Annotated in this window: 29 protein-coding genes; 20 read left to right on the forward strand and 9 right to left on the reverse strand. The window is 32.4% G+C overall.

Annotation, left to right across the window (positions count from 1 at the left end; translation table 11 throughout):
- Nucleotides 1–59: 59 nt before the first annotated feature.
- The gene (locus ACVBFA_RS05100) at nucleotides 60–1061 is read left to right on the forward strand and encodes a ThiF family adenylyltransferase (RefSeq protein ID WP_447158792.1); all 1002 of its coding nucleotides are present in this window, start codon (nucleotides 60–62) and stop codon (nucleotides 1059–1061) included.
- A 20-nt stretch (nucleotides 1062–1081) separates the two neighbouring features.
- Nucleotides 1082–1612, forward strand: coding sequence for a MogA/MoaB family molybdenum cofactor biosynthesis protein (locus ACVBFA_RS05105; RefSeq protein WP_002447308.1), 531 nt, complete (start codon nucleotides 1082–1084; stop codon nucleotides 1610–1612).
- Between the two features lie 57 nt (nucleotides 1613–1669).
- On the opposite strand, the gene moaC is transcribed toward ACVBFA_RS05105, so the two are convergent.
- Nucleotides 1670–2161, reverse strand: a complete 492-nt coding sequence (gene moaC / locus ACVBFA_RS05110) for a cyclic pyranopterin monophosphate synthase MoaC (RefSeq protein WP_002447309.1) — start codon at nucleotides 2159–2161, stop codon at nucleotides 1670–1672.
- 61 nt (nucleotides 2162–2222) lie between these two features.
- Between moaC and ACVBFA_RS05115 the strand changes: the two genes are divergently transcribed.
- The 7 genes from ACVBFA_RS05115 to ACVBFA_RS05145 all read left to right on the forward strand — a co-directional run bounded on the left by ACVBFA_RS05115 (nucleotide 2223) and on the right by ACVBFA_RS05145 (nucleotide 7049).
- Nucleotides 2223–3482, forward strand: coding sequence for a molybdopterin molybdotransferase MoeA (locus ACVBFA_RS05115; RefSeq protein WP_126122698.1), 1260 nt, complete (start codon nucleotides 2223–2225; stop codon nucleotides 3480–3482).
- Nucleotides 3479–3955, forward strand: coding sequence for a molybdopterin-guanine dinucleotide biosynthesis protein B (gene mobB / locus ACVBFA_RS05120; RefSeq protein ID WP_002475355.1), 477 nt, complete (start codon nucleotides 3479–3481; stop codon nucleotides 3953–3955). Before ACVBFA_RS05115 ends, mobB begins: the two co-directional genes overlap by 4 nt.
- Complete coding sequence (locus tag ACVBFA_RS05125) at nucleotides 3956–4399, forward strand: molybdenum cofactor biosynthesis protein MoaE (RefSeq protein WP_002487084.1); 444 nt, start codon at nucleotides 3956–3958, stop codon at nucleotides 4397–4399. It abuts the gene before it with no gap.
- Between the two features lie 5 nt (nucleotides 4400–4404).
- The gene (gene moaD, locus ACVBFA_RS05130; protein WP_002475369.1) at nucleotides 4405–4638 is read left to right on the forward strand and encodes a molybdopterin converting factor subunit 1; all 234 of its coding nucleotides are present in this window, start codon (nucleotides 4405–4407) and stop codon (nucleotides 4636–4638) included.
- 5 nt (nucleotides 4639–4643) lie between these two features.
- Nucleotides 4644–5249, forward strand: a complete 606-nt coding sequence (gene mobA / locus ACVBFA_RS05135) for a molybdenum cofactor guanylyltransferase MobA (RefSeq protein WP_126122697.1) — start codon at nucleotides 4644–4646, stop codon at nucleotides 5247–5249.
- Between the two features lie 12 nt (nucleotides 5250–5261).
- Nucleotides 5262–6284 carry a GTP 3',8-cyclase MoaA gene (gene moaA, locus ACVBFA_RS05140; RefSeq protein WP_126122744.1) on the forward strand — a complete coding sequence of 341 codons (1023 nt, stop codon included), beginning with the start codon at nucleotides 5262–5264 and terminating at the stop codon, nucleotides 6282–6284.
- A gap of 414 nt (nucleotides 6285–6698) precedes the next feature.
- Nucleotides 6699–7049, forward strand: a complete 351-nt coding sequence (locus ACVBFA_RS05145; protein ID WP_001832414.1) for a SarA family transcriptional regulator — start codon at nucleotides 6699–6701, stop codon at nucleotides 7047–7049.
- A gap of 201 nt (nucleotides 7050–7250) precedes the next feature.
- Here the strand turns inward: ACVBFA_RS05145 and ACVBFA_RS05150 are convergent, their stop codons facing one another.
- Together ACVBFA_RS05150 and ACVBFA_RS05155 are read right to left on the reverse strand one after the other, a co-directional pair.
- Entirely contained in the window at nucleotides 7251–8444 is a 1194-nt protein-coding gene (locus ACVBFA_RS05150; RefSeq protein ID WP_002475365.1) for an MFS transporter, read from the reverse strand.
- Nucleotides 8444–8884 (reverse strand): MarR family winged helix-turn-helix transcriptional regulator, encoded by a 441-nt coding sequence (locus tag ACVBFA_RS05155; protein ID WP_002447317.1) that lies wholly within the window; start codon nucleotides 8882–8884, stop codon nucleotides 8444–8446. The genes ACVBFA_RS05150 and ACVBFA_RS05155 overlap by 1 nt, the downstream gene beginning before the upstream one ends.
- A gap of 161 nt (nucleotides 8885–9045) precedes the next feature.
- Between ACVBFA_RS05155 and ACVBFA_RS05160 the strand changes: the two genes are divergently transcribed.
- Nucleotides 9046–9807 carry a VOC family protein gene (locus ACVBFA_RS05160; RefSeq protein ID WP_002475363.1) on the forward strand — a complete coding sequence of 254 codons (762 nt, stop codon included), beginning with the start codon at nucleotides 9046–9048 and terminating at the stop codon, nucleotides 9805–9807.
- On the opposite strand, the gene ACVBFA_RS05165 is transcribed toward ACVBFA_RS05160, so the two are convergent.
- Nucleotides 9804–10055 carry a hypothetical protein gene (locus ACVBFA_RS05165; RefSeq protein WP_079994902.1) on the reverse strand — a complete coding sequence of 84 codons (252 nt, stop codon included), beginning with the start codon at nucleotides 10053–10055 and terminating at the stop codon, nucleotides 9804–9806. The two genes, ACVBFA_RS05160 and ACVBFA_RS05165, sit on opposite strands and share 4 nt — an antisense overlap.
- A gap of 151 nt (nucleotides 10056–10206) precedes the next feature.
- Here ACVBFA_RS05165 and ACVBFA_RS05170 point away from each other — a divergent pair, with 151 nt between their 5' ends.
- A complete protein-coding gene (locus ACVBFA_RS05170; protein WP_002447319.1) occupies nucleotides 10207–11457 on the forward strand; it encodes a lipid II:glycine glycyltransferase FemX in 1251 nt (416 codons plus the stop codon).
- A gap of 75 nt (nucleotides 11458–11532) precedes the next feature.
- Nucleotides 11533–14688, forward strand: coding sequence for an efflux RND transporter permease subunit (locus ACVBFA_RS05175; protein WP_046044419.1), 3156 nt, complete (start codon nucleotides 11533–11535; stop codon nucleotides 14686–14688).
- A 49-nt stretch (nucleotides 14689–14737) separates the two neighbouring features.
- Here ACVBFA_RS05175 and mspA read toward each other — a convergent pair whose 3' ends face one another.
- Both mspA and ACVBFA_RS05185 read right to left on the reverse strand, forming a co-directional pair.
- Nucleotides 14738–15055, reverse strand: a complete 318-nt coding sequence (gene mspA / locus ACVBFA_RS05180) for a membrane stabilizing protein MspA (RefSeq protein ID WP_002438539.1) — start codon at nucleotides 15053–15055, stop codon at nucleotides 14738–14740.
- Between the two features lie 301 nt (nucleotides 15056–15356).
- Nucleotides 15357–15527, reverse strand: coding sequence for an SE1832 family protein (locus tag ACVBFA_RS05185; protein ID WP_002447321.1), 171 nt, complete (start codon nucleotides 15525–15527; stop codon nucleotides 15357–15359).
- Nucleotides 15528–15668: 141 nt separating this feature from the next.
- Here ACVBFA_RS05185 and ACVBFA_RS05190 point away from each other — a divergent pair, with 141 nt between their 5' ends.
- Entirely contained in the window at nucleotides 15669–16577 is a 909-nt protein-coding gene (locus ACVBFA_RS05190) for an AEC family transporter (RefSeq protein ID WP_002487080.1), read from the forward strand.
- A gap of 198 nt (nucleotides 16578–16775) precedes the next feature.
- Here the strand turns inward: ACVBFA_RS05190 and ACVBFA_RS05195 are convergent, their stop codons facing one another.
- The gene (locus ACVBFA_RS05195) at nucleotides 16776–17567 is read right to left on the reverse strand and encodes a glucose 1-dehydrogenase (protein ID WP_002447323.1); all 792 of its coding nucleotides are present in this window, start codon (nucleotides 17565–17567) and stop codon (nucleotides 16776–16778) included.
- A gap of 27 nt (nucleotides 17568–17594) precedes the next feature.
- On the reverse strand, nucleotides 17595–18458 hold the full coding sequence (locus tag ACVBFA_RS05200; protein ID WP_002447324.1) for a GRP family sugar transporter: 864 nt from the start codon (nucleotides 18456–18458) through the stop codon (nucleotides 17595–17597).
- A 297-nt stretch (nucleotides 18459–18755) separates the two neighbouring features.
- Between ACVBFA_RS05200 and ACVBFA_RS05205 the strand changes: the two genes are divergently transcribed.
- Nucleotides 18756–20891, forward strand: coding sequence for a DNA topoisomerase III (locus ACVBFA_RS05205; protein ID WP_126122168.1), 2136 nt, complete (start codon nucleotides 18756–18758; stop codon nucleotides 20889–20891).
- Between the two features lie 112 nt (nucleotides 20892–21003).
- Complete coding sequence (locus ACVBFA_RS05210) at nucleotides 21004–22338, forward strand: NCS2 family permease (RefSeq protein ID WP_002447326.1); 1335 nt, start codon at nucleotides 21004–21006, stop codon at nucleotides 22336–22338.
- 56 nt (nucleotides 22339–22394) lie between these two features.
- On the opposite strand, the gene ACVBFA_RS05215 is transcribed toward ACVBFA_RS05210, so the two are convergent.
- Entirely contained in the window at nucleotides 22395–22793 is a 399-nt protein-coding gene (locus tag ACVBFA_RS05215) for a hypothetical protein (protein ID WP_002447327.1), read from the reverse strand.
- Between the two features lie 355 nt (nucleotides 22794–23148).
- Between ACVBFA_RS05215 and rpsJ the strand changes: the two genes are divergently transcribed.
- Genes rpsJ through rplB form a run of 5 tightly spaced genes read left to right on the forward strand, consistent with a single transcriptional unit; the run spans nucleotide 23149 to nucleotide 25936 of the window.
- Nucleotides 23149–23457, forward strand: a complete 309-nt coding sequence (rpsJ, locus tag ACVBFA_RS05220; RefSeq protein WP_001118667.1) for a 30S ribosomal protein S10 — start codon at nucleotides 23149–23151, stop codon at nucleotides 23455–23457.
- Between the two features lie 27 nt (nucleotides 23458–23484).
- The gene (gene rplC, locus ACVBFA_RS05225) at nucleotides 23485–24147 is read left to right on the forward strand and encodes a 50S ribosomal protein L3 (RefSeq protein ID WP_002447328.1); all 663 of its coding nucleotides are present in this window, start codon (nucleotides 23485–23487) and stop codon (nucleotides 24145–24147) included.
- Between the two features lie 28 nt (nucleotides 24148–24175).
- Complete coding sequence (gene rplD, locus ACVBFA_RS05230; protein ID WP_001829775.1) at nucleotides 24176–24799, forward strand: 50S ribosomal protein L4; 624 nt, start codon at nucleotides 24176–24178, stop codon at nucleotides 24797–24799.
- Nucleotides 24799–25074, forward strand: coding sequence for a 50S ribosomal protein L23 (gene rplW / locus ACVBFA_RS05235; RefSeq protein ID WP_001829755.1), 276 nt, complete (start codon nucleotides 24799–24801; stop codon nucleotides 25072–25074). The genes rplD and rplW overlap by 1 nt, the downstream gene beginning before the upstream one ends.
- 28 nt (nucleotides 25075–25102) lie before the next feature.
- A complete protein-coding gene (gene rplB / locus ACVBFA_RS05240) occupies nucleotides 25103–25936 on the forward strand; it encodes a 50S ribosomal protein L2 (RefSeq protein WP_002447329.1) in 834 nt (277 codons plus the stop codon).
- The last annotated feature ends 7 nt before the right edge of the window (nucleotides 25937–25943 follow it).

Consider the following 25943-nt stretch of genomic DNA (forward strand, 5'->3'; position numbering starts at 1 on the left):
CCTGTTAATTTTAACAATTATTCGTATATTCAAAATATAAAGAGAGGTATAGGGATTTGATGCAAGAAAGATACTCGAGACAAGTGTTGTTTAAGCAAATTGGTTTAAAAGGTCAAAGTCAACTTGAGAAAAAACATGTACTTATAGTAGGTATGGGGGCGTTAGGAACACACTTAGCTGAGGGATTAGTGAGAGCAGGAATAAATAAGTTAACTATTGTTGATAGAGACTACATTGAATTTAGCAACTTACAACGACAAACACTCTTTACAGAGCGTGATGCAGAAGATGTACTACCAAAAGTAATCGCTGCACAGAAAGTTTTAAAAGAGATACGTAAAGATGTAGAGATAGATGCTTATATTGAGCATGTCAATTACAATTTCTTAGAGCAACATGGAATAGATGTCGATATTATATTAGATGCAACTGATAATTTTGATACGCGTCAGTTAATTAATGACTTTGCTTATAAACATCAGATTCCTTGGATATATGGTGGTGTTGTTCAAAGTACATATGTTCAGGCAACGTTTATTCCTGGGCAAACACCGTGTTTTAATTGCTTAATGCCTCAATTACCATCTATTAATTTAACATGTGATACGGTTGGAGTTATTCAACCAGCTGTAACAATGACAACCAGTTTACAACTCAGTGATGCATTAAAGTTATTGACTGGTAATAAGGTTAACACACACTTCACTTACGGGGATATTTGGGAAGGGGATTATTATACATTTGGTTTTAGTCGTATGCAAAATGAAGATTGTAAAACATGTGGTCATGCTCCAACATATCCACACCTTAATCAACATCAACAAGATTACGCGACCTTATGTGGAAGAGACACTGTTCAATATAAAAATGCTGATATTTCTCAGGAAATATTACTATCATTTCTCGAACGAAATCATATTCAACATCGTACGAATTTATATATGACAATGTTTAGGTTTAGAGAATATCGAATTGTTGCATTTTCTGGTGGTAGATTTTTGATACATGGAACGACAGAACCTAAAAAAGCAATTCAATTAATGCATCAACTATTTGGTTAAATATAAGGGAGTGGATAAACATGCACAAACATCAACATCAGAATATTCATTTAAACAGACCGATTCATGTAGCAATTTTGACTGTATCGGATACGAGAGATTATGATTCTGATAAAGGTGGTCAACTGATTCAATCTTTGATAAATCAACATGAAAATCATGTTGATATTAATTATTATCGAATTGTTAAAGACGATATAGAAGCTATTACACACCAACTTAAGCTTTGGTTAGCTTCACCAAATCAACTAGATGTCATTATTACAACGGGAGGAACAGGTATCTCACAAAGAGATGTGACAATAGAAGCTGTTCGCCCATTATTAACTAAAGAATTAGAAGGTTTTGGTGAATTATTTAGATACTTAAGTTATACCGAAGATGTTGGTACAAGAGCATTATTAACTCGAGCTATTGCAGGTACCTGTGATAATACCTTGATTTTTGCACTTCCTGGCTCAACAGGTGCAATTAAACTTGCAATAGAAAAATTAATTAAACCTGAATTGAGTCACTTAGTGTTTGAATTAAATAAAGACATAAGGAATTAAGTAATTTCAAGATTTTAGATATAATGTAGGAATTTTTAATGTATATAATGAATAGAATTATAAATTTTTTCTGTGGAAGTCGCCAGATTTACCACCAGATTTAGATTCTAAGTACGTTTCGCCAATTACCATGCCTTTGTCTATAGCTTTTGTCATATCGTAGATTGTAAGTGCTGTAACTGAAGCAGCAGTCAATGCTTCCATTTCAACACCAGTTTTGCCTGTTGTAGACACGACCGCTGTAATATTTAAACGATATGAATCATCATTATTTGAACCCCATTTGAAGGATACATCTATACCTGTAAGTGGTAATGGATGACACATTGGAATGATTGTAGAAGTGTTTTTAGCTGCCATGATACCAGCAATTTGCGCAGTATTAAGTACATTTCCTTTACTATTAGTATTTTGAGTAATTTGTCTATAAATTTTTTCATTAACTATTATACTTGAGTGTGCTTCTGCTACACGTTTTGTAATTTTCTTATTAGAAACATCAACCATTTTAGCATTACCTTGTTTATTAATATGTGTGAAATGAGTCATTTTTTCCCTCCTATTAGGAGTAAGTATATCATGAAAATTAATATTTTTTGGAGATGAGTGTATGTCTGTAGAGAAAAGAACGCCAATATCAGTTAAAGAAGCAATTAATCGTATTATGAAACAACATGTAGAAGTGAAGAATATCAATGTTAATTTAGATGAAAGTTTAGGACATATTCTTGCTGAAGATATTGTTGCGACCTATGATATACCAAGGTTTAATAAATCACCTTATGATGGATTTGCAATTAGAAGTGAAGATTCACAAGGTGCAAGTGGCGAAAACCGTATTGAATTTGAAGTAATAGATCATATCGGTGCAGGTTCAGTTTCAGAAAAAACAATTGATAAAAACCAAGCAATACGAATAATGACTGGTGCTCAGATTCCTTCTGGAGCTGATGCAGTAGTAATGTTTGAACAAACTATTGAATCTGAAACAACTTTTACAATTAGAAAATCTTTTAAACATTTAGAAAATATTTCACTACAAGGTGAAGAAATAAATGCTGGTGATATCGTACTGCATAAAGGTATGCGTATTAACTCTGGTGTGATAGCAGTCTTAGCAACATACGGTTATACTAAAGTGCGAGTGTCTCGAAAACCAACTGTTGCAGTAATTGCTACAGGTAGTGAATTGCTTGAAGTAGAAGATGAGCTTGAACCAGGAAAGATACGAAATTCAAACGGACCGATGATTAAAGCATTAGCTAAACAATTCGGAATACAAGTTGGAATGTATAAAGTTCAGCATGATAATCTAGAAAAGAGTATTGAGGTCGTAAGAAAAGCTTTATCAGAGCATGATTTAGTAATTACTACTGGAGGTGTGTCGGTAGGAGATTTTGATTACTTACCAGAAATATACAAGTCCATCCAAGCGCAGATACTATTTAACAAAGTGGCTCAAAGACCAGGTAGTGTTACTACGGTTGCATTTGTAGATGGTAAATATTTATTTGGCTTATCTGGAAATCCTTCAGCCTGCTATACAGGATTTGAATTATATGTTAAACCCGCTGTAAATAAGCTCATGGGAGCTAAAGCTTGTTATCCGCAAATAATCAAAGCTACACTTATGGAAGATTTTAATAAAGCTAACCCATTTACACGATTGATTCGTGCTAAGGCAACATTAACAAAAGCTGGAATGACAGTAATACCATCTGGATTTAATAAATCAGGTGCAGTTGTAGCTATTGCGCACGCTAATGCTATGATTATGCTTCCTGGTGGTACACGTGGATTTAAAGCAGGTAACATTGTTGATGTGATTTTGACCGAATCTAATAGTTTTGAAGAGGAATTGATACTATGATTTTACAAATTGTAGGTATGAAAAATTCAGGGAAAACTACATTGATGAACCATGCGATATCATTTTTAAAAGAACGAGGTTATTCAGTAGCAACAATTAAACATCACGGGCATATTGGTGAAGAAATTGAATTACAGTCATCTGATGTTGACCACATGAAACATTTTGCTGCGGGCGCAGATCAAAGTATTGTTCAGGGGCATCATTTACAGCAAACAGTGACACGTAATAAGAAACAATCGCTTAGAGAAATAATTGAAAATTCTGTTACAATTGATTGTAGTATCATTTTAGTTGAGGGCTTTAAAGAAGAAAATTATGATAAAATTATCGTTTATAAAAATAATGATGAATTAAGAACTCTACAAAGACTTTCTCACGTCATAGGGAAAATAGAAACCAATCATCCACGAGCAAATAATCAACTTGAGCACTTACTCAACAAATTAATTAAGGATAAGGGAATGAATTAAATGAAGCAATTTGAAATCGTGACTCAACCTATTGAAACAGAACAATATAGGGATTTTACGATTAACGAACGTCAAGGTGCCGTAGTCGTATTTACTGGTCACGTAAGAGAGTGGACTAAAGGTATTCGTACACAACACTTAGAATATGAGGCTTATATACCAATGGCTGAGAAAAAATTAGCTCAAATTGGAAAAGAAATTGAAGAAAAGTGGCCTGGAACAATAACAACAATTGTACATCGAATTGGGCCGTTACAAATATCAGATATAGCAGTTTTAATTGCAGTATCTTCTCCTCATAGAAAAGCGGCATATGAAGCAAATGAATACGCCATAGAGCGCATAAAAGAAATTGTTCCAATTTGGAAAAAGGAAATTTGGGATGATGGTGCTGAATGGCAAGGCCAACAAAAGGGAACATATAATGAAGCAAAAAAGGGGTAAGCAAGATGAAAATTTTATATTTTGCAGAGTTAAAAGAGTTGCTCAATCGATCTACTGAAACAATACATTTAGATACGACATTAACTGTTCAAGAATTCGAGTCATATTTATTAAAACGCCATAGAGAACTTAAATCTAAAAAATTTCAAATTGCTGTTAATGAAGAATTCGTCAGACAAGATGATATGGTCCAACCAGGAGATACAATTGCGCTCATTCCACCGGTCAGTGGGGGTTGATCAAGATGAAAGCAATTATTTTAGCAGGTGGAGAATCTAGCCGATTTGGTAAAGCTAAAGCTTTTGCTAAAATTGATAATCAATATTTTTATCAAAAAATTATAGAAACGTTAAAATCTACAAATATGTTTAATCGCATTATCATTAGCACTAATTCACAATTAGCTTCTCAGTTTGAATATGAATATGTGATTATTGATGACGAACATCATCAAAATAAAGGGCCGCTAACAGGAATTTACTCAGTGATGAAGCAATACATGGATGAAGAATTGTTTTTCATTGTATCTGTTGATACACCAATGATTACAAGTAAAGCAGTGAATGGGTTATATCATTTCATGGTATCAAAATTAATTGAATCACGTATAGATATTGTAGCATTTAAAGAAGGACAAATATGTATACCGACGATTGGTTTTTATACACTTTCGACGTTTCCTTTTATTGAAAAAGCTTTAAATTCAAATCATTTAAGTCTAAAGCATGTCTTTAAACAATTATCAACAGATTGGTTAGACGTTACTGAAATTGACTCGCCTCATTATTGGTATAAGAATATTAATTTTCAGCATGATTTGGACTCTTTAAAAATGCAGATAAATGAATAAGGAGGTCCAACAATGAAAGCGGTAATACAAGATAAATTAGGCCGTCCAATACGGGATTTAAGAATATCGGTCACTGATCGATGTAATTTCAGATGTGATTATTGTATGCCAAAGGAAATCTTTGGAGATGATTACACTTTTTTACCTAAGGATGAATTGCTTACTTTTGAAGAATTAACACGAATTTCAAAGATTTATGCTCAATTAGGAGTTAAAAAGATAAGAATTACAGGAGGAGAGCCTCTCTTACGACGCAATCTTTATAAACTTATAGAGCAATTAAATCTCATAGATGGTATAGAGGATATTGGATTGACTACTAATGGCTTGTTATTAAAAAAACATGGAAAAAATTTATATCAAGCTGGTTTACGACGTATTAATGTAAGTTTAGATGCGATTGAGGATAACGTTTTTCAAGAAATTAACAATAGAAATATTAAAGCGTCTACAATTTTAGAACAAATTGATTATGCAGTATCAATAGGTTTTGAAGTTAAAGTAAACGTGGTTATTCAAAAAGGGGTTAATGATAATCAAATTATTCCGATGATTGATTATTTTAAAAATAAAAATATTGAAGTACGTTTTATTGAATTTATGGATGTAGGTAACGATAATGGATGGAATTTCAATAAAGTTGTAACTAAAGAAGAAATGCTTAATATGATAGAACAACATTTTGAGATAAGTCCTGTAGCGCCTAAATATTATGGGGAAGTTGCTAAATATTTTCGACATAAAGATAGTGATGCACAATTTGGTCTAATTACGAGTGTATCTGAATCATTTTGTTCCACATGTACGCGTGCTCGATTGTCTTCAGATGGTAAATTTTATGGTTGTTTATTTGCCACCTCAGAAGGGTTTGATGTAAAAGCCTTAATACGTAATGGAGCTACAGATGATGATTTAAAAGCACAATTTAAACGATTGTGGAGTATTAGAAACGATCAGTACTCTGATAAGCGTACGATGCAAACTATTGAGAATAATAGAAAGAAAAAAATTAATATGAATTATATAGGTGGATAGGCGTAGTTTAGAATTTTACTACTTATGGGATTTGGACATTATATTATAAGCATTTAAATTTAGTTTCAAAAGTTTATAATACTAATAAATTATATTAAATGAGCAAGAAACAATTAATGCAGTTTTGAGTATTTATAGACAATATATGCTTAAGTCTTCATGTTAAACATTTTAAATCCATAATTTTATACATTTAGTTAGTTAATATAGCTACGACAAAACCTATTTAGATATTTTAAATGCCTTTCAACATATAACTGATTGTTTAAATTGTTTAATTTCAAAACAATATTTAGAGGCAATTTTAATATTTGTTATAGATTAAATGCAAAACCTGTAATATAATAAAAATAAGCAATTGAGTTTTATCACACAAACACAACATCCAAGAATCAACTTAGGAGGCATATTATTATGAGTAACAAAGTACAACGTTTTATTGAATCAGAGAGAGAATTAAGTCAATTAAAGCATTGGCTTAAAACAACATATCGTATTTCTATTGAAGAATTTGTAGTTCTTTACAAGGTTTATGCAGACACTAAAATTAGTGGTAAAGAGTTACGAGACACATTACATTTCGAGATGTTATGGGATACTAGTAAAATTGATGTGATTATTCGTAAAATCTATAAGAAAGAACTCATTTCTAAATTACGCTCAGAAACCGATGAAAGACAAGTTTACTATTTCTTCGATGCAAAGCAAAAGAAATTATTGGACAAAATGACTGGAGAAATTGAAACAATTAGTATTGCAAATTAAGGACAGTAAATTTTAAATCTAAAAGTGACTAAATAAATTATAAAATAGCAGCTACCTTATGAATATTAAGGTAACTGCTATTTTTGTTATTATTTATATCCTAATATGAGTGATATAGCGATGTTGGAATAAAATTTACATAAAAGTCACTTTGGCATATTTAGGTTTGTTAACTTAGAAGTTTTTAAAAAAATCTAGCAGTTAATATGCAGTGCTGTGAACCTTACGTCCGTGAACAATAATATAGATGACTAAAGTTGCAAATCCTAAAATACCCATGATTCCATATAATTGACTATAAGAAATCGTATGTGTGAAAAGACCTAGTAAGGATGGTCCAAATCCAATTCCTATATCTAAACCAATAAAGTAAGTTGATGTAGCTAAGCCATATTTATTTGATGGAGATACTTTTATTGCGATAGCTTGCATAGAAGATGACAAGTTACCATAACCAATTCCTAATGCGATACCTGCAATAAGTAATACCCATCCGTTAAAACTAAGCATCAGTAGAACAAAAGATAATACTAAGAAGATAAATGCTGGATAAACAACTACATTTTCGTTTTTATCATCCATCAATCTTCCAGCAATAGGTCTTGTTATGAGGGACGCAATAGCGTAAAAAATGAAAAAGTAACTTGCTGATGTAACTAGATCTCTTTCAACAGCAAAAGCCTGTAAATAAGTTAAAATAGCAGCGTAAGTAACACCGATTAATAACATGACGAATGCTACCGGAATGGCTTCTTTGGCTACAAAATGAGCCAAATTAAACCGTTTATGTGTAATTGTGTTTTCTTTAACTGTTGTGAAATTAATTTTAATTAACAGTGATAATAGACCACTTATGACACCTAAAATTACACAAATAGTAAATAAAATATTGATAGAAAAGGAATTCATCAATAACATACCAAAAAATGGGCCAATAGCGGTTCCCAACACCAAACTTAATGAGAATAAACTGATACCTTCACTTTTGCGTGTAGGTGGTGTAATATATGCTGCTATTGTTCCTGTAGCAGTTGTGGCAACCGCTGTTGCTAAGCCGTTCAGTAAACGCACCATCATTAAGAACCAAACAGAACCAGGTATAAAATAAAGTAGCTGTGTTACTACTAAACATATTAAACCAAAAATGAGAATTTTTTTTGGACCAAATCGATTGACGTATTTACCTGTTACAAATCGACCTATTAATGATCCTACTATAAAAAGTCCGACTACGAGTCCAGCAACAGAATCAGAAGCATGGTATTCTGATTTACTATAGCTCGCGATAACGACAATTAATAAATACATACATAGATAAACAAAAAAGTTAATAGCAAAGTTAATATTAAAACTCTTTGTAAAGATGGGGTCTTTAGTTATTGTAGACTGATTCATTACTGTTCCTCCTTTATCATTGCTTCATGAATTTGAGACATCGCATTTGTAATATCAAATACTTGCTCATCAGTTAATCCAGTTTTTTTTATAATATCTTGTTGAATGACAGTGACCTTTTTATTAATAGTTTCAAAGAGGCTTTGACCTTTGTCAGTTAAACTTAATAATTTCTCTCTCTTATCAACTCCTGTTTTTGTCATAACCCAACCATTGTCTAACAATACTTTAATCAACTTTCGTGTTGTAGGTTTTTCTATTGAACGACGATGAGAAATTTTTACAAGTGTAGTAGGTTGATAATTGGCGATATCTCTTAGCACAAGCCATTGGCCAGTATGAATCTGATGCTGATCTAATATAGGTTGTGTAAGTTTAATATAGGGTCTATATATACCTATAAAACTATTGAAAAATTCATTGGTTAAAATATCTAACACCTCATTGTTATATTAGTTAGCCTAGCTAACCATTTAAAAGACAGAGACAATTATATGACTAAAATGTGAATTTTGCAATGGTCTTTGATTCCTTTTTAATATTTAAAGTAATTAAAGTTAGATTTTGTTAAAATGAGCAATAACATGTGGAGGGGATAAAGTTGAACTTAAAATTAGACCATATCATTCACTATTTACATCAATTAGAGTCATTTAAGTTTCCTGGAGAAATATTAGAATTGCAAAATGGTGGAAGACATCATCATTTGGGCACCTTTAATCAAATAGCACCGATTAAAAATAGTTATATCGAATTGCTAGATGTTGAAAATGAGTCAAAACTTAACAATGTAGCTAAAACTGAAGAAGGTCGTGTATCATTTGCTACAAAAATAGTGCAGGATCATTTTAAACAAGGCTTTAAAGGTATTTGTTTTAGAACAAAGGATATAGATCAAGTTAAAAGTACTTTAGAAAATAGAGGCGTTGATGTAATTGGTCCTATTGACATGGAAAGAGAAAATAAGAAGGGGCATCAATTACGTTGGAGATTGCTATATATTGCTAACCCTGACTATAGAGTCAAACCACCTTTCTTTATAGAATGGGATAACAGCAGAAAGCAAAACCTATCACAAATACATAATTTCAACTTGTCAGAATTTGAAATTAAAGAGGTGATTATTACTAGTACTCAACGTGAAACAACAGTAAGTCTTTGGAAAGAATGGTATAAAATGAAAATAGTAAATGAAACAGCTACATCTACTGATCTCAAATTAGAAACTGATAAAGTTATTTATAAAATAGAAGACGGCAAAGATTCCGGTTTTCATACATTAATAATGACCGATATCCATGCCACAGCTCCATACTCAATATTTATACGTGGTGCTAAATATCGTTTTGAGCCACCCAACTAGTATAAATATAGATATGCACTGTGAATAATTAAACCGATGTGTACGAAAGCGAAAACGGTAGATAAAATACTTAGAATCAATTCATAGTTTGTAGTACGTAAAAAAATAAAAAATATGGATATAATAAATATAAATGCTACGAAGATGACACGAAGACTAAAATATGAAATTGTTAGTGGGTGATTGATTGTAATAATGATTGCTACGAGATTTAGGATAATAAATAATAATAAAATAAACTTTCTCATATAAAAACCTCTTTACTAGTTGTTAGTAACCATTATATCAAGGGTAATAGTATTGAAAGAACTAAAACGGTTTGAAAGTGACATCGTCGACATCGTTCTTATTAAGATGTATAATTAAAATTACTGTAAAATAAAGGAGATATTTTAAACCATGGAAAAGATGAACATCACTAATCAACAACATGACGCATTTGTGAAATCTCATCCCAATGGTGATTTATTACAATTATCTAAGTGGGCAGATACGAAAAAATTAACAGGATGGTATTCGAGAAGAATTGCTGTCGGTGAAAATGGTCAAATTAAAGGTGTTGGCCAGCTACTATTCAAAAAAATACCTAAACTCCCATACACTTTATGCTATGTATCTAGGGGATTTGTAGCTGATTATAATAATAAAGAAGTGTTAGAAGCTCTACTTAGCTATGCTAAAGAAGTAGCAAGAGATGAAAAGTCGTATGCTATCAAAATAGATCCCGATGTCGAAGTTGATAAAGGTGCAGAAGCACTTAAAAATTTACGTGAGCTTGGGTTTAAACATAAAGGTTTTAAAGAAGGATTATCTAAAGACTATATTCAACCAAGAATGACTATGATTACGCCTATCGATAAAACAGATGATGAATTAGTTCAAAGTTTCGAACGTCGAAATCGTTCAAAAGTAAGACTTGCGCTTAAGCGTGGAACTAAAGTAGAACGGTCAAATCGCGAGGGGCTTAAAGTCTTTGCTAATTTAATGAAGATAACTGGAGAGAGAGATGGTTTTTTAACTAGAGATATTAGTTATTTTGAAAATATATATGATGCACTTCATGAAGACGGTGATGCAGAACTCTTCCTTGTTAAATTAGAGCCCAAGCCAGTATTAGATATGGTTAATCAAGACCTTGAAGCACAATTAGCTGAGAAAGAGAAATTACAATCAAAAAAGCAAGATAAAAAGACACTCAATAAACTTAATGATATTGAAAATAAAATTAAAAAAACAAATGAATTAAAATCTGATTTAACAGAACTTGAAAAAAGCGAGCCAGAAGGTATTTACTTGTCAGGTGCGCTCTTAATGTTTGCAGGAAACAAATCGTACTATCTCTATGGTGCTTCATCGAATGACTATCGTGATTTCTTACCAAACCATCACATGCAATTTGAAATGATGAAATATGCACGAGAGCATGGTGCAACAACCTATGACTTTGGTGGTACAGATAATGATCCTGATAAAGATTCAGAACATTATGGGCTGTGGGCATTTAAACGAGTTTGGGGTACATATTTAAGTGAAAAAATTGGAGAATTTGATTATGTATTAAATCAACCGTTATATCATTTAGTTGAGAAAGTGAAACCTCGTTTAACGAAAGCCAAAATTAAAATATCACGTAAACTTAAAGGTAAATAACTACTACATTCAGATCTGAACGCTTCTATGATAAATTGAGAGCGTTCAGATTTTTTATAAGAAAGGAAAAATTGCATGATTAAAAAATTATTACAATTTTCGTTAGGTAATAAATTCGCTATTTTTTTGATGGTAGTTTTAATTATATTAGGTGGTGTTTATTCAAGCGCCAAATTAAAACTTGAATTATTACCAGATGTTGAAAATCCAGTTATTTCAGTTCAAACTACAATGTCTGGAGCAACACCCCAGTCAACACAAGATGAAATAAGTAGCAAGATTGATAATCAAGTACGTTCGTTGGCCTACGTAAATAGTGTGAAGACCGAATCTATACCAAATGCTTCTATAGTAACTGTAGAATATGATAATGGTACAGATATGGATAAAGCTGAAGAACAATTAAAAAAAGAAATCGATAAAATTAAGTTTAAAGACGGCGTTGGTGAACCTGAATTAACAAGGAACTCTATGGATGCTTTTCCAATTGTGGCATATTCTTTTTCAAGTAATAATCAAAAGTTAAAAGACGTTACTAATAAGTTAAATCAACAGCTCGTACCAAAATTGCAAACCATTGATGGTGTGCAAAATGCACAATTAAACGGTCAAACTAATCGTGAAGTATCGTTAAAGTTTAAACAAAAAAATTTAGATGAAAAAGGTTTAACTGCAAATGATGTTGAGAACTATATAAAAACGGCTACACGTGAAACGCCATTAGGACTTTTCCAATTTAATAAGAGTAATAAATCTATTATTGTTGATGGTCAATTTAAATCTGTAGACGCTTTTAAAAATCTTAAAATCCCTTTATCTATTTCTGGACAATCTGTACAAAATGATAGCGATTCCGACAGTGATAGTCTAATGCCAAGTGATAATACTCGCTCGACTAATAGTTCAACTCATATGGCACAAAAAGGCCAAATGCCATCTGTACCACTTAAAGATTTAGCAGATATTAGTGTCGGTGATGAACGTACTTCTATATCCAAGACAAATGGAAAAGATGCTGTTAACTTACAAATTATGAAATCACAAGATGCTAATACTGTGCAAGTTGCGAGAGAAGTTCAGAAAAAAGTAGATGAATTTGTACGTAATGAGAGTGGAATGAAATCTATTAAAACTATGGATACTGCTAAACCTATTGAAGATTCTCTTTATACTATGGTTGAAAAGGCCGCTCTCGGTACGATCGTTGCTATTATTGTTATTCTTCTGTTTTTAAGAAATATAAGAACTACAGCTATTTCAATTGTATCTATACCAATGTCAATATTAATTGCGCTCATAGCATTAAAATTAAGCAACGTATCATTAAATATTCTTACTTTAGGTGCATTAACGGTTGCAATCGGGCGAGTTATAGATGATTCTATAGTTGTCGTTGAGAATATATTTAGAAGATTATCTGATCCGAATGAGAAGCTCAAAGGGGAAAATTTAATTATAAGCGCTACTAGAGAAGTATTTAAACCTATTATGTCATCGACCCTTGTTACTATTGTAGTGTTTTTACCACTAGTGTTTGTGTCAGGTTCAGTAGGTGAAATGTTTAGACCATTTGCGCTAGCTATTACTTTTAGTTTATTAGCTTCACTACTTGTTTCGATTACCCTAGTGCCTTCTTTAGGTGCAACATTTTTTAAAAATGGAGTTAAAAATAGGGAACAAAAGGGAGGTCTAGGAGCAGTTGGGAGTGCCTATCGAAGCGCTTTGAATTGGTCACTTAATCATAAATGGATTGTGCTTATAGTTAGTATTTTTATTTTAGTTGGAAGTGTGGTCATAGGCGCAAGAAATCTAGGAACGAGTTATATTTCAACTGGAGATAATAAATTTTTAGCTCTAACATATACTCCAAAACCTGGAGAAACACAGAAATCTGTAACACAACATGCTGAAGAAGTACAAAATTATTTAGATAAAAAAGCTAAAGTAGAAACTGTTCAATATTCAATAGGTGGTCCTACACCACAAGATCCTACTGGTAGTACTAACAGCATGGCAATTATGATTAAATATCAATCTGACACGCCTAATTTTGACGAAGAGCCTGATAAAGTACTTAAACATATCGAGACATTTAAACAACCTGGAGAATGGAAAAATCAAGATTTAGGAACAGGAGCAGGTAATAATTCTGTTGAAGTAACTGTCAAAGGACCTAATACAAGTGCAATGAAAGATACAGTCAACCGTGTAGAGAAAATGATGACTGATATTAAAGGCATAACGAATGTTAAATCTGATTTATCACAGACGTATGACCAATATGAAATAAAAGTTGACCAAAATAAAGCTGCAGATAATGGTATTTCTGCTGCACAACTTGCGATGAATCTTAATGAAAACTTACCTGAGAAAACAATTTCTACAGTTAATGAAAAGGGTAAATCTGTCGATGTAAAGGTCAAACAAAATAAGCAAACAGATTGGTCTTCTCAAAAAATTAAAAACATTAAACTAAATAAGCCTACGGGCGGTACGATTAAACTTAGTGAAATAGCATCTCTCAAAAAATCATATACACCAAGTAAACTGACACAAGAAGATGGCGATTATGCTACGACTGTTACAGGTAAAGTGACTGATAAAGATGTGGGTGGTAAATCTCAACAAGTCATGGCTAAAGTGAAAGATCTTGAGAAACCTGGTCATATTAAAATTAATGTCGGCGGTGCTACTGATGACATTGATAAGGCTATTTCTCAGCTTGCAATGGCGATGATAGCAGCAATTATCATAGTTTATTTAATTTTAGTTATTACATTTAGAGGTGGTCTGGCACCATTTACAATCTTATTCTCATTACCATTTACGGTTATCGGTGTAGTACTGGCACTCATCATTACTGGAGAAACCATTTCAGTTCCAAGTTTAATAGGTATGCTTATGTTAATTGGTATCGTTGTTACGAATGCTATAGTATTAATCGATCGTGTCATTAACAATGAAAAACAAGGTATGCCGATGAAACCGGCATTGATAGAAGCGGGGGGTACACGAATAAGACCCATATTAATGACAGCAATTGCAACAATAGGTGCACTAGTACCATTGTTATTTGGTCAAGACAGTTCAATATTAATTTCCAAAGGTATGGCTGCAACAGTAATAGGTGGATTAATTTCTTCAACGCTACTCACACTATTTGTAGTACCGGTTATGTACGAAATTTTATTCACTTTAAAAAATAAACTTACTAAAAAATTTAATATGTAAAAAAAGACTTAGGTAAGATGATTATACTTACCTAAGTCTTTTTTATTATTTAATATAATATAAAAATTAAAATAATAAATATAACAAATAATAAAAGTGATAAGATATTTAAGATGCTAACACCTTTTTTATCATCTTTTAATTCTTTAAAACCAGTCACTTCAACATTACCAACTAAAAGTAATAAAACGACAAATACCCACCAATTTTCTTTAGGGAACTGTAACGTCGTCAAAGCAACTACAAATAGTAACAATATGCCCATAACAATTCTCAAGATTCGAGTTATGACAGAATGCATTTTAAAAATACTAATGTACGAAACAATTAAGTATAAAACAGGCAATAAAATAAGATAAAGTTTCATAAAAAGCCACCCTTTCTATTACGAATAATATATTAGCACGATAAAAATCATATGACTAGAATGCGAGTAGAGATGAGTCGTATTAATTGGTTATCGTAGCTTCATACGTTGCTTTGTAAACCAAAATTTAAAAATTCTAGAAATACGTGTTTGTTAAATCGCTTATTGATTGTCAATATGGTAACAATGTTTAAAACATTGATTTTTAGATTCTAATGTCATCTAAAATTGGCAAAAAAATTTTAATAAATTTTGTAGTTTAAATTTATACTTATGGGTTAAACAATCAACGTGCTAAATTTTAGGATTGTTGATTTAATTTTGAACGTACATAGGCGATTTCTTGTTCAATATTTTCAAGTTGTTTAAGTAGAGGGTCAATATCTTGATGAAGCGACTCACGTTTTTCTAAATCGTTTTGTAATCGTGTATAATCATATTTAAGTTCTGATAACTTTGAATTCAAGTCCATCGTATCATTCTCCTCTTCATAGAGTTAATAGTAGTAATTTTTACATTTAATAAAGATTATATCACGAAATACGACACTTCTAAATAAGAGGGACACGATATCAAAGTACTTATTTGTATAAACTAGAAAGAAGGAATCAATGTGACTGAACAATTTGTCATAATTATATTATTAATAGTACTTGGTTATTTTCTTAAACGTATGAATTACTTGAAAGCAACTGATAGTCAAGTACTTTCAACTTTAGTGTTAAATGTTACATTACCTTCACTCGTTATAGTTAACTTAAATAGTGCGAAATTAGATGTATCTTTTTCAATATTGCCTATAATGATGATTATTTACGGTATAGTAGCTAAAATTATTGTAATTTGGTTCTTTAGAAAATATGATAACCATATGCGTGGTTCTGTTGGTATGATGACTGGATCCATGAATATTGGTTTATTTGCATATCCTTTGGTTGAAGCGATATGGCCATCTAAAGGTATGATATATTTTGGAATGGTTGATATTGGTGGGGCCATTATCATGTTTGGTATTACTTATTTTGTAGGAAGTTATTATAGCGAAGGTAGTGACCAATTTAACTTCAAATTTTTAGGGAAAAAATTAGTTCAATCAGTCCCATTAGTAACCTATATGATTATGTTTGGATTGAATATGTCTCATATTCATATATGGCAACCAGCTATTGATTTCTTTAGTGTATTATCAAAGGCGAATATGCCTTTATCCATGATATTATTAGGTGTAATGCTTAATTTTAGTATTGAGAGAGAATACCTCCCTGTAACAATAAAATATCTTTGTTTACATTACGGGTTAGGTGTGTTAGCTGGAACACTAGTTCACTTTTTATTACCTGTATCTGATGATATGATTAAAACAACCTTGCTTATAACGTGGTTATTACCAGTAGGAGTAGCAATTATACCGTATTCGATTCAATTCAAATATAAGACATTACCGTTTGTTGGAATGGTAACTAATTTAACCATTATTATTAGCATTATCATTTTGTATATTTATCAAGCTGTATTTGTATAAAAATTGATTGTACAATTAATATGCTCATTTATATATAACTAAAAAAAGCTATGAAGAAATATATCATTGTAGATATCTTCATAGCTTTTTTATTATAGTTTGTAACTTATATTCAGCCGATGACTGATGCTTTTTAAGACTACTATTCACTATCAAATGATGACACTTTATTTCTAGTTAAAATTGAAAAAATGCAACTTAGCCTTTACCACCCATAAATGCTGGATAGTTCATCATGCCACCATCAACGTACAATGTTGTACCGTGTATATAACTTGCAAGATCTGAAGATAGGAATAGTACTGCATTAGCTATATCTTGAGCATTTCCAATTTCACGTGCGGGTATCATTTTTATTGTTTCTTCACGCGTCGTTGGGTCAGAAAATTTTTCTTCAGTGTGTTCAGTAAAAATTGCCCCTGGGGATATATTATTAATACGAATACCATACTGAGCATATTCCATTGACATTGTTTCCATCATTAATTTTAAGCCACCTTTACTTGCGGCATAGTGTACATAATTAGGCCATGGAATAGTGTCATGAACACTTGAAATGTTAATAATAGTACCTTTTTTGTTTTCCTTTAAAAATTGATTGATGGCTTCTCTTGAACCTACAAAGGCGCCAGTTAAGTTTATGTCAATCACTTTTTGCCAGTCATCAATCGACATTTCATGAGTTGGGATTGAATTTTCGAATCCAGCATTATTAATTATAATGTCTAAAGTTCCAAAGTGATTAATTGTTGTTTCGATCATTCGTTTAATATCTTCTTCAATTGAAACATCACCTTGAACCACCAATGTTTGACCACCAAATTTAGCAACAGTTTGTTTAATTTCCTCAATTTCATCATGATGTCGATCAGAACGGTAATTTATAACAACCTTGGCCTTAGCTTTACCAAAGTTTTCAGCAATAGATTTGCCAATTCCAGTGGCAGCTCCGGTAACAAGAACCACTTTATTTTCTAATTCTTCAAACATTATGTTACCTCCCTAAAGTTTAAAATTCTATTTTAAGTTGCCTAAAATGATTGAAGCTATAACTATAACAATAATACCTGACCAAATACCAATCATTTGGCGACGATCTTTTTTCTCCCCTAGAATAAAGATACCCCCTAAAGTTGAAACAATAACTAGGAGTTGTGATAATGAGAAACTAGTTGCAACACCAACTTTAGGTTGTGAATAAAACATAAATAAGTTACCGATACCCCAGATAACACCTGGTATAAGATTTAAAGCAGTAGATTTAATTGAAGTATTATGGTTCATTGAAAGAACTAATCCTCCAATTGCCATACCAATTGATTGGAAGAAGAGAGCATCTGTACCGCTTACTCCAAAAATATCTCCAAGAACTACATAACCTACGTAACCGATTGTTGATAGAAGTAATATTCCCATTGCTTTTTTAAATTCCGGGTTATCGGATTTGCCTTCACTTTTGGCTTTAAGTGATGTTAAAGAAATACCTACAACCAATAAAATCATTGCTATAAGTCCCAGCACTACTTGAACAATCGTGCTCCATTCACCTAAGAAAATAGCGCTAAATAGAGTGGTACCGACAAGTTGCATACCCGTTGAAATAGGCATCGTTTTAGATACACCTATTAAATGCACTGATTTTAATTGATTTCCTTGACCAAAAGCCCATAGAGCTCCTGATACTAAACCGACAATAATTACTGTTAGATTATCAAACGCTGCGTGTCCAGTAGCTAGTAGAGAAAATCCGATAAAAAGTGTCCCTAAAGTTGTACCTCGAATCTGATTATATGGTCCACCACCTACAAAAACATTTATAATGACTACACTACCCCAAAACAGGGCTGGTAAAAGTGCTATCAAAAAATCTACAATTTGCACTTATTACTCACTCTCCTAAGAACAAAATTAAGTGTCCCAATTACACTCGAAGTCATTCTATAGTAATTAAAAAAAGAAGTAAAAAACAACACCTTAAAAGTGCTGAAATTTTTAGTAAGGAAAATATTCATAATAAGAGATAATGAGTTTTTGAATAATATGATTGAACAAGATATGTACATATATATAACTATCTTAATTAATTTTATATATAGTAATATACAAAAAAAGATACATGTTACAATGTATGTAATTCTATAACATGATGTACTTTATAAATGTGAAAGGAAAATTAAAATGAAATCTTTAATCTTAGCTGAAAAACCATCGGTTGGAAGAGATATCGCTAATGCTTTGAATCTTCAACAAAAAAGTAATGGTTATATAGAAGGGAAACAGTATATTGTGACTTGGGCATTGGGGCATCTTGTGACAAATGCAACGCCTGAACAATATAACCCTTCATATAAAGAATGGAATTTAGAAGATTTACCTATCATTCCTAAGAAAATGAAAACAGTAGTGATTAGTAAAACAAATAGACAATTTAAAGTTGTAAAATCTTTAATTTTAGATAAAAATGTTAAAGAAATTATTATAGCAACAGATGCTGGACGAGAAGGTGAACTTGTAGCTCGTCTTATTTTAGATAAAGTAGGTAATAAAAAACCAATCAAGCGTTTGTGGATTAGTTCAGTTACAAAAAAAGCCATACAAGAAGGATTTAAACAGTTGAAAAATGGCAACGCGTATCAAAATTTATATAAAGCAGCACTTGCACGAAGTGAAGCAGATTGGATAGTAGGGATTAATGCAACACGTGCACTAACGACAAAATATGATGCGCAATTATCATTAGGTCGCGTACAAACTCCAACAATACAGTTAGTTAAATCAAGACAAGATGAGATTAACTATTTTAAATCTGAAAAATATTACACGTTATCCATTAATGTTGATGGTTACGATTTAAATCTTAACCAACAAAAGCGATATAAAGATAAAAAAGAATTAGAATTGATTGAACATGAAATTAAACATCAAGAAGGAAAAATATTAGAAGTTAAAGGAAAAAATAAGAAATCTTACGCGCAACCTTTATTTAATTTAACAGATTTACAACAAGAGGCATATAAACGTTACAAGATGGGGCCAAAGGAGACACTAAATACATTACAACATTTATATGAGAGACATAAGTTAGTAACCTATCCCCGTACAGATTCTAATTATTTAACACATGATATGGTCGATACAATTCAAGAACGATTAAGAGCAATTCTAGCTACAGATTATAAATCTCATGTTCGAGATTTAATATCTGAGACCTTTTCTTCTAAAATGCATATTTTTAATAATCAAAAAGTTTCAGATCATCATGCGATTATTCCTACGGAAGTTAGACCTTCAATTGAACAATTGAGTCAACGAGAGTTTAAAATTTATATGCTAATAGCAGAAAGATTTTTAGAAAATTTAATGAATCCTTATTTATATGAAGTTTTAACAATCCATGCACAACTGAAAGGTTACCATTTTGTTTTAAAAGAGAAAATACCTAAACAATTAGGATATAAAGCGTTAAAAGATCAACCCTCCTCGAATACTTTAACGCATTCTTTTAAAGAAGGTCAGTTATTTAATGTACATCGTATTGAGATTCATGAACATGAAACAAAGGCACCGGAATATTTTAATGAAGGTTCATTACTTAAAGCCATGGAGAATCCACAAAATCATATTGATTTGAATGATAAAAAGTATGCAAAAACACTTAAACATACGGGGGGGATTGGAACTGTAGCAACTAGGGCTGATATTATAGAAAAGTTATTTAACATGAATGCTTTAGAGTCGCGAGATGGCAAAATTAAAGTTACATCAAAAGGAAAACAAATTTTAGAATTGTCTCCAAGTGAATTAACCTCACCTATACTAACAGCCCAATGGGAAGAAAAATTAATGCTTATCGAAAAGGGGAAATATAATTCTCAGAAATTCATACAAGAAATGAAAAACTTTACATTTAAAGTGGTAAATAAAATTAAAAGCAGTGAGCAAAAATATAAACATGATAATTTAACAACAACTGAGTGTCCAACATGTGGTAAGTTTATGATTAAAGTCAAAACTAAAAATGGACAGATGCTTGTATGTCAAGATCCAAAATGTAAAACTAAGAAAAATATTCAACGAAAGACCAATGCACGTTGCCCTAATTGTAAGAAAAAAATGACCTTATTCGGTAAAGGAAAAGAAGCTGTTTATAGATGTGTATGTGGCCATACAGAAACTCAATCACAAATGGACAAAAGAATGAGAGAAAAAACGAATGGTAAAGTGTCACGTAAGGAAATGAAAAAATATATAAATAAAAAAGAGGAAATCGACAATAATCCATTTAAAGATGCTCTGAAAAATCTCAAATTGTAGATAAATATCGAACTTCTTTGTGACTTCAGACTAAAAAGTTCGTTTTTGGTATTGTTTTTTAAGAAATTTGATATTAAACTATTAAAGTATTTCAAATAAAGGAGCATTCATTGTGAAAAAGTACTTCCAGTTTGATAAGCATGGGACAAGTTATAAAAATGAAATTTTAGGTGGAATTACGACCTTCCTATCAATGGCATATATTCTAGCTGTAAACCCGCAAATTTTAAGTTTAGCTGGTGTAAAAGGTGCAACAAGTGATATGAAGATGGACCAAGGAGCAATCTTTGTAGCGACAGCTTTAGCAGCGTTTGTTGGATCATTATTTATGGGATTAATTGCTAAATATCCAATAGCTTTAGCACCTGGTATGGGGTTAAATGCATTTTTTGCTTTTACAGTAGTATTAACTATGGGAATTCCTTGGCAAGTGGGATTAACAGGTGTTCTATTTTCTGGTATATTCTTTGCATTACTTACTGTTACTGGTTTAAGAGAAGTTATTATCAATGCTATCCCTCATCAAATGAAGCTAGCTGTTTCGGCAGGGATTGGTTTATTTATCACATTTGTGGGGTTACAAAGTTCAGGGATAATAATTAAAAGTGATTCAACTTTAGTAAAACTAGGACATTTGACTGAGGCACCAGTACTTTTAGCTATTTTCGGAATTATTGTTACGGTCATTTTATATGCTATGAAGGTTCCTGGTTCAATTTTTGTAGGTATGATTGTAACTGCCGTAGCGGGTATGCTGACTGGTCAAATTCATCCACCATCAGGAATAATTGGAGAAGTGCCAAGTATCAAGCCAACCTTTGGTGCGGCATTTGAATCATTTAAAGATCCTGGTCAACTGTTTACAATTCAATTCCTAATTGTTATTTTGACGTTCTTATTCATTGATTTCTTTGATACAGCGGGTACGTTAGTAGCTGTTGCCACGCAAGCAGGATTGATGAAAGATAACAAATTACCGAGAGCTGGAAGAGCGTTATTCTCTGACTCTTTAGCGACTATTGTAGGGTCTGTGTTTGGTACAACTACCACAACATCATATATTGAGTCTACTTCTGGTGTAGCTGTAGGTGCTAGAACAGGATTTGCAAGTATAGTTACGGGTGTTTGTTTCTTATTAGCATTATTCTTCAGTCCGTTAATTGAAGTTGTAACAAGTGCAGTAACTACACCTGCTTTAGTCGTAGTAGGTGTACTGATGGCGGCTAATTTTGCTGATATAAATTGGAAGCAATTTGAAGTTGCGGTACCAGCTTTTATTACAATCATTATGATGCCATTGTCTTATTCTATTGCCACTGGTATTGCATGTGGATTTATTTTTTATCCAATAACAATGATTATTACTAAAAAATATAAAGAAGTTCATCCTATTATGTACTTTTTAATGGCTTTGTTCATATTATATTTTATATTCGTTCATAAATAATAAAAAGGAGTTGAAACGTTGAAGTTTCAGCTCCTTTTTGTATATTAGTATGAATTTTAATCATTATCTTCTTTAATCCGTTCTTTATATTGAGTATAAACGACCCTCGCATTTTTATTAGGGATATAAGTGGGTGCAACCAAGACAATAAATACAAAGAAAATCATTAAGAAGAATAAAATCCAATGAATTACCATACCTATCACTGGTAAGAACGCTATGAAAGACCCTATTAAGCCTAAGAATGGAATGACAAACATAGGTTTAATTGAGTTCTGTGAATCCACTAATAAAATAATGATGAGTACAAGATATAGAAGAGCGTTAAACAACAATGGTTGCCATCCAAAACTTAGAATTACACTGCCTCCTAGAAATGGAATACCATAGAAAAATTCACAAACAATAAGAAAGACTCCGATGATTGCCAAAGACATTTTCACTCCATTTTTCATATTATCACTCCCATTCAACTACTATTATATATAATAATTGAGAATAATAATATTGATTTGATTTAGAATGTTTAGTGAAAGAAAATAAAAAGTAAAAAAAATTCTCTAAAATGGTTGAACAACATCATCATTTAAAGTACAATTATCAAGTATGTGTTAGACAGTTATATATAAGATTACTGAAAAACCTTGAATCATCAATGTTTTTCATGTATTATATCTAATGTTGGACTTTATGAAAAGCGATGAAGCGAAAGGTTACTGACACACCCGGCCGCTTTGCCATGGCGTTGTGTGAGATAGTTTTCGTGGAGAAGTCTATCACTTAAATGTAGACGAATAAGGAGGGAAAATTATGGCAAAACAAAAAATCAGAATCAGATTAAAAGCTTATGATCATCGTGTGATTGATCAATCAGCAGAAAAAATTGTTGAAACTGCAAAACGTTCTGGTGCAGATGTTTCTGGACCGATTCCGTTACCAACAGAAAAATCAGTTTATACAATTATTCGTGCTGTGCATAAGTACAAAGATTCTCGTGAACAATTCGAACAACGTACTCATAAACGTTTAATCGACATTGTTAACCCAACACCTAAAACGGTAGATGCTCTAATGGGCTTAAACTTACCATCAGGTGTAGACATCGAAATTAAATTATAATAGAACAATATAGGAGGTGGACTTTCGATGACCAAAGGAATCTTAGGAAGAAAAATTGGGATGACACAAGTTTTCGGTGAAAATGGTGAATTAATCCCTGTAACAGTTGTAGAAGCTAGTCAAAACGTTGTATTACAAAAGAAAACTGAAGAAGTTGATGGTTATAATGCTATCCAAGTAGGTTTTGAAGATAAACAAGCATATAAGAAAGGTTCTAAATCTAATAAATATGCTAATAAACCAGCTGAAGGTCATGCTAAAAAAGCTGACACAGCACCTAAGCGCTTCATTCGTGAATTCCGTAACGTTAACGTTGACGAATACGAAGTAGGTCAAGAAGTCTCAGTTGATACATTCGAAACTGGTGACATCATTGATGTTACAGGCGTTTCAAAAGGTAAAGGTTTCCAAGGTGCTATTAAACGTCATGGACAAGGTCGTGGACCAATGGCTCACGGTTCTCATTTCCATAGAGCACCAGGTTCAGTAGGTATGGCGTCAGACGCTTCAAAAGTGTTTAAAGGACAAAAAATGCCAGGACGCATGGGTGGAAACACTGTTACTGTTCAAAACTTAGAAGTCGTTCAAATTGACACTGAAAATAGTGTGATTTTAGTAAAAGGTAATGTACCTGGACCTAAAAAAGGTTTAGTAGAAATCACAACTTCAATTAAAAAAGGTAATAAATAATTAAGAAGCGAAAGGAGGAAATTGCATAATGGCTAATTATGATGTTTTAAAAGTAGACGGATCAAAATCAGGTTCAGTTGAATTAAACGATGCAGTATTTGCTATCGAACCTAATAATAGCGTTCTATTTGAAGCTATCAACTTACAACGTGCGTCATTACGCCAAGGTACTCACGCTGTTAAGAATCGTTCAGCAGTACGTGGTGGTGGACGTAAACCATGGAGACAAAAAGGTACAGGTCGTGCACGTCAAGGTACAATCCGTGCGCCACAATGGCGTGGTGGTGGTGTAGTATTCGGACCAACACCAAGAAGCTATGCATATAAAATGCCAAAGAAAATGCGTCGTTTAGCATTACGTTCTGCATTATCTTTTAAAGTTCAAGAAAACAGCTTTACAATTGTAGATACTTTTGGTTTTGAAGCACCAAAAACAAAAGAATTCAAAAATGTATTAACTACACTTGAACAACCTAAGAAAGTATTAGTTGTAACAGAAAACGAAGATGTAAATGTTGAATTATCAGCACGTAACATCCCTGGTGTTCAAGTTACAACTGCTCAAGGATTAAATGTACTTGATCTAACAAGCGCTGACAGTGTAATCATTACAGAAGCAGCTGCGAAAAAAGTTGAGGAGGTGCTCGCATAATGGAAGCAAGAGATGTTCTTAAGCGCCCCGTAATCACTGAAAAATCTTCTGAAGCTATGGCAGAAGATAAATACACTTTCGATGTTGATACTCGTGCAAATAAAACACAAGTTAAAATTGCTGTTGAAGAAATCTTCGACGTTAAAGTTGACAGTGTAAATATTATCAACTATAAACCTAAGAAAAAACGTATGGGCCGTTACCAAGGCTATACAAACAAAAGAAGAAAAGCGATTGTTAAACTAAAAGAGGGTTCAATCGATTTATTTAACTAAAAAATTACCAATAAGGAGGTAAGCGACAATGGCTCTTAAAAAATATAAGCCAATTACGAATGGTCGTCGTAATATGACTACTTTAGATTTCGCTGAAATCACAAAAACAACACCTGAAAAGTCATTATTACAACCGCTACCGAAAAGAGCGGGACGCAATAACCAAGGTAAATTGACTGTTCGCCATCATGGTGGTGGGCACAAACGTCAATACCGTGTTATCGATTTTAAACGTAACAAAGATGGAATCACTGCTAAAGTTGATTCAATTCAATATGATCCAAACCGTTCAGCAAACATTGCATTATTAGTTTATGCTGATGGTGAAAAACGATATATCATCGCACCGAAAGGATTACAAGTAGGTCAAACTGTCGAAAGTGGTGCTGAGGCAGATATCAAAGTTGGTAATGCCTTACCATTACAAAATATTCCAGTTGGGACAGTAATTCATAACATCGAGCTAAAACCTGGTAAAGGTGGACAACTTGCTCGTTCTGCTGGTGCTAGCTCTCAAGTATTAGGTAAAGAAGGTAAATATGTATTAATCAGATTAAGATCTGGTGAAGTACGTATGATTTTATCTACATGTCGTGCAACAATTGGTCAAGTGGGTAATTTACAACATGAATTAGTAAATGTTGGTAAAGCAGGACGTTCTAGATGGAAAGGCGTTCGCCCAACTGTACGTGGTTCTGTAATGAACCCTAATGATCATCCACACGGTGGTGGTGAAGGTCGTGCTCCAATCGGCAGACCATCTCCAATGTCACCATGGGGTAAACCTACGCTTGGTAAGAAAACTCGTCGTGGTAAAAAATCTTCTGACAAACTTATTGTTCGTGGACGTAAGAAAAAATAATATTAAA

It is taken from the genome of Staphylococcus sp. MSU001 (assembly GCF_052976705.1).

Excerpts from the sequence above, each read along its gene's own strand:
- ACVBFA_RS05100 (WP_447158792.1), top strand. The coding sequence starts at position 60 with ATGCAAGAAAGATACTCGAGACAAGTGTTGTTTAAGCAAATTGGTTTA.
- ACVBFA_RS05105 (WP_002447308.1), top strand. The coding sequence starts at position 1,082 with ATGCACAAACATCAACATCAGAATATTCATTTAAACAGACCGATTCAT.
- moaC (WP_002447309.1), bottom strand. The coding sequence starts at position 2,161 with ATGACTCATTTCACACATATTAATAAACAAGGTAATGCTAAAATGGTT.
- ACVBFA_RS05115 (WP_126122698.1), top strand. The coding sequence starts at position 2,223 with ATGTCTGTAGAGAAAAGAACGCCAATATCAGTTAAAGAAGCAATTAAT.
- mobB (WP_002475355.1), top strand. The coding sequence starts at position 3,479 with ATGATTTTACAAATTGTAGGTATGAAAAATTCAGGGAAAACTACATTG.
- ACVBFA_RS05125 (WP_002487084.1), top strand. The coding sequence starts at position 3,956 with ATGAAGCAATTTGAAATCGTGACTCAACCTATTGAAACAGAACAATAT.
- moaD (WP_002475369.1), top strand. The coding sequence starts at position 4,405 with ATGAAAATTTTATATTTTGCAGAGTTAAAAGAGTTGCTCAATCGATCT.
- mobA (WP_126122697.1), top strand. The coding sequence starts at position 4,644 with ATGAAAGCAATTATTTTAGCAGGTGGAGAATCTAGCCGATTTGGTAAA.
- moaA (WP_126122744.1), top strand. The coding sequence starts at position 5,262 with ATGAAAGCGGTAATACAAGATAAATTAGGCCGTCCAATACGGGATTTA.
- ACVBFA_RS05145 (WP_001832414.1), top strand. The coding sequence starts at position 6,699 with ATGAGTAACAAAGTACAACGTTTTATTGAATCAGAGAGAGAATTAAGT.
- ACVBFA_RS05150 (WP_002475365.1), bottom strand. The coding sequence starts at position 8,444 with ATGAATCAGTCTACAATAACTAAAGACCCCATCTTTACAAAGAGTTTT.
- ACVBFA_RS05165 (WP_079994902.1), bottom strand. The coding sequence starts at position 10,055 with ATGAGAAAGTTTATTTTATTATTATTTATTATCCTAAATCTCGTAGCA.
- ACVBFA_RS05170 (WP_002447319.1), top strand. The coding sequence starts at position 10,207 with ATGGAAAAGATGAACATCACTAATCAACAACATGACGCATTTGTGAAA.
- ACVBFA_RS05175 (WP_046044419.1), top strand. The coding sequence starts at position 11,533 with ATGATTAAAAAATTATTACAATTTTCGTTAGGTAATAAATTCGCTATT.
- mspA (WP_002438539.1), bottom strand. The coding sequence starts at position 15,055 with ATGAAACTTTATCTTATTTTATTGCCTGTTTTATACTTAATTGTTTCG.
- ACVBFA_RS05185 (WP_002447321.1), bottom strand. The coding sequence starts at position 15,527 with ATGGACTTGAATTCAAAGTTATCAGAACTTAAATATGATTATACACGA.
- ACVBFA_RS05195 (WP_002447323.1), bottom strand. The coding sequence starts at position 17,567 with ATGTTTGAAGAATTAGAAAATAAAGTGGTTCTTGTTACCGGAGCTGCC.
- ACVBFA_RS05205 (WP_126122168.1), top strand. The coding sequence starts at position 18,756 with ATGAAATCTTTAATCTTAGCTGAAAAACCATCGGTTGGAAGAGATATC.
- ACVBFA_RS05215 (WP_002447327.1), bottom strand. The coding sequence starts at position 22,793 with ATGAAAAATGGAGTGAAAATGTCTTTGGCAATCATCGGAGTCTTTCTT.
- rpsJ (WP_001118667.1), top strand. The coding sequence starts at position 23,149 with ATGGCAAAACAAAAAATCAGAATCAGATTAAAAGCTTATGATCATCGT.
- rplC (WP_002447328.1), top strand. The coding sequence starts at position 23,485 with ATGACCAAAGGAATCTTAGGAAGAAAAATTGGGATGACACAAGTTTTC.
- rplD (WP_001829775.1), top strand. The coding sequence starts at position 24,176 with ATGGCTAATTATGATGTTTTAAAAGTAGACGGATCAAAATCAGGTTCA.
- rplW (WP_001829755.1), top strand. The coding sequence starts at position 24,799 with ATGGAAGCAAGAGATGTTCTTAAGCGCCCCGTAATCACTGAAAAATCT.
- rplB (WP_002447329.1), top strand. The coding sequence starts at position 25,103 with ATGGCTCTTAAAAAATATAAGCCAATTACGAATGGTCGTCGTAATATG.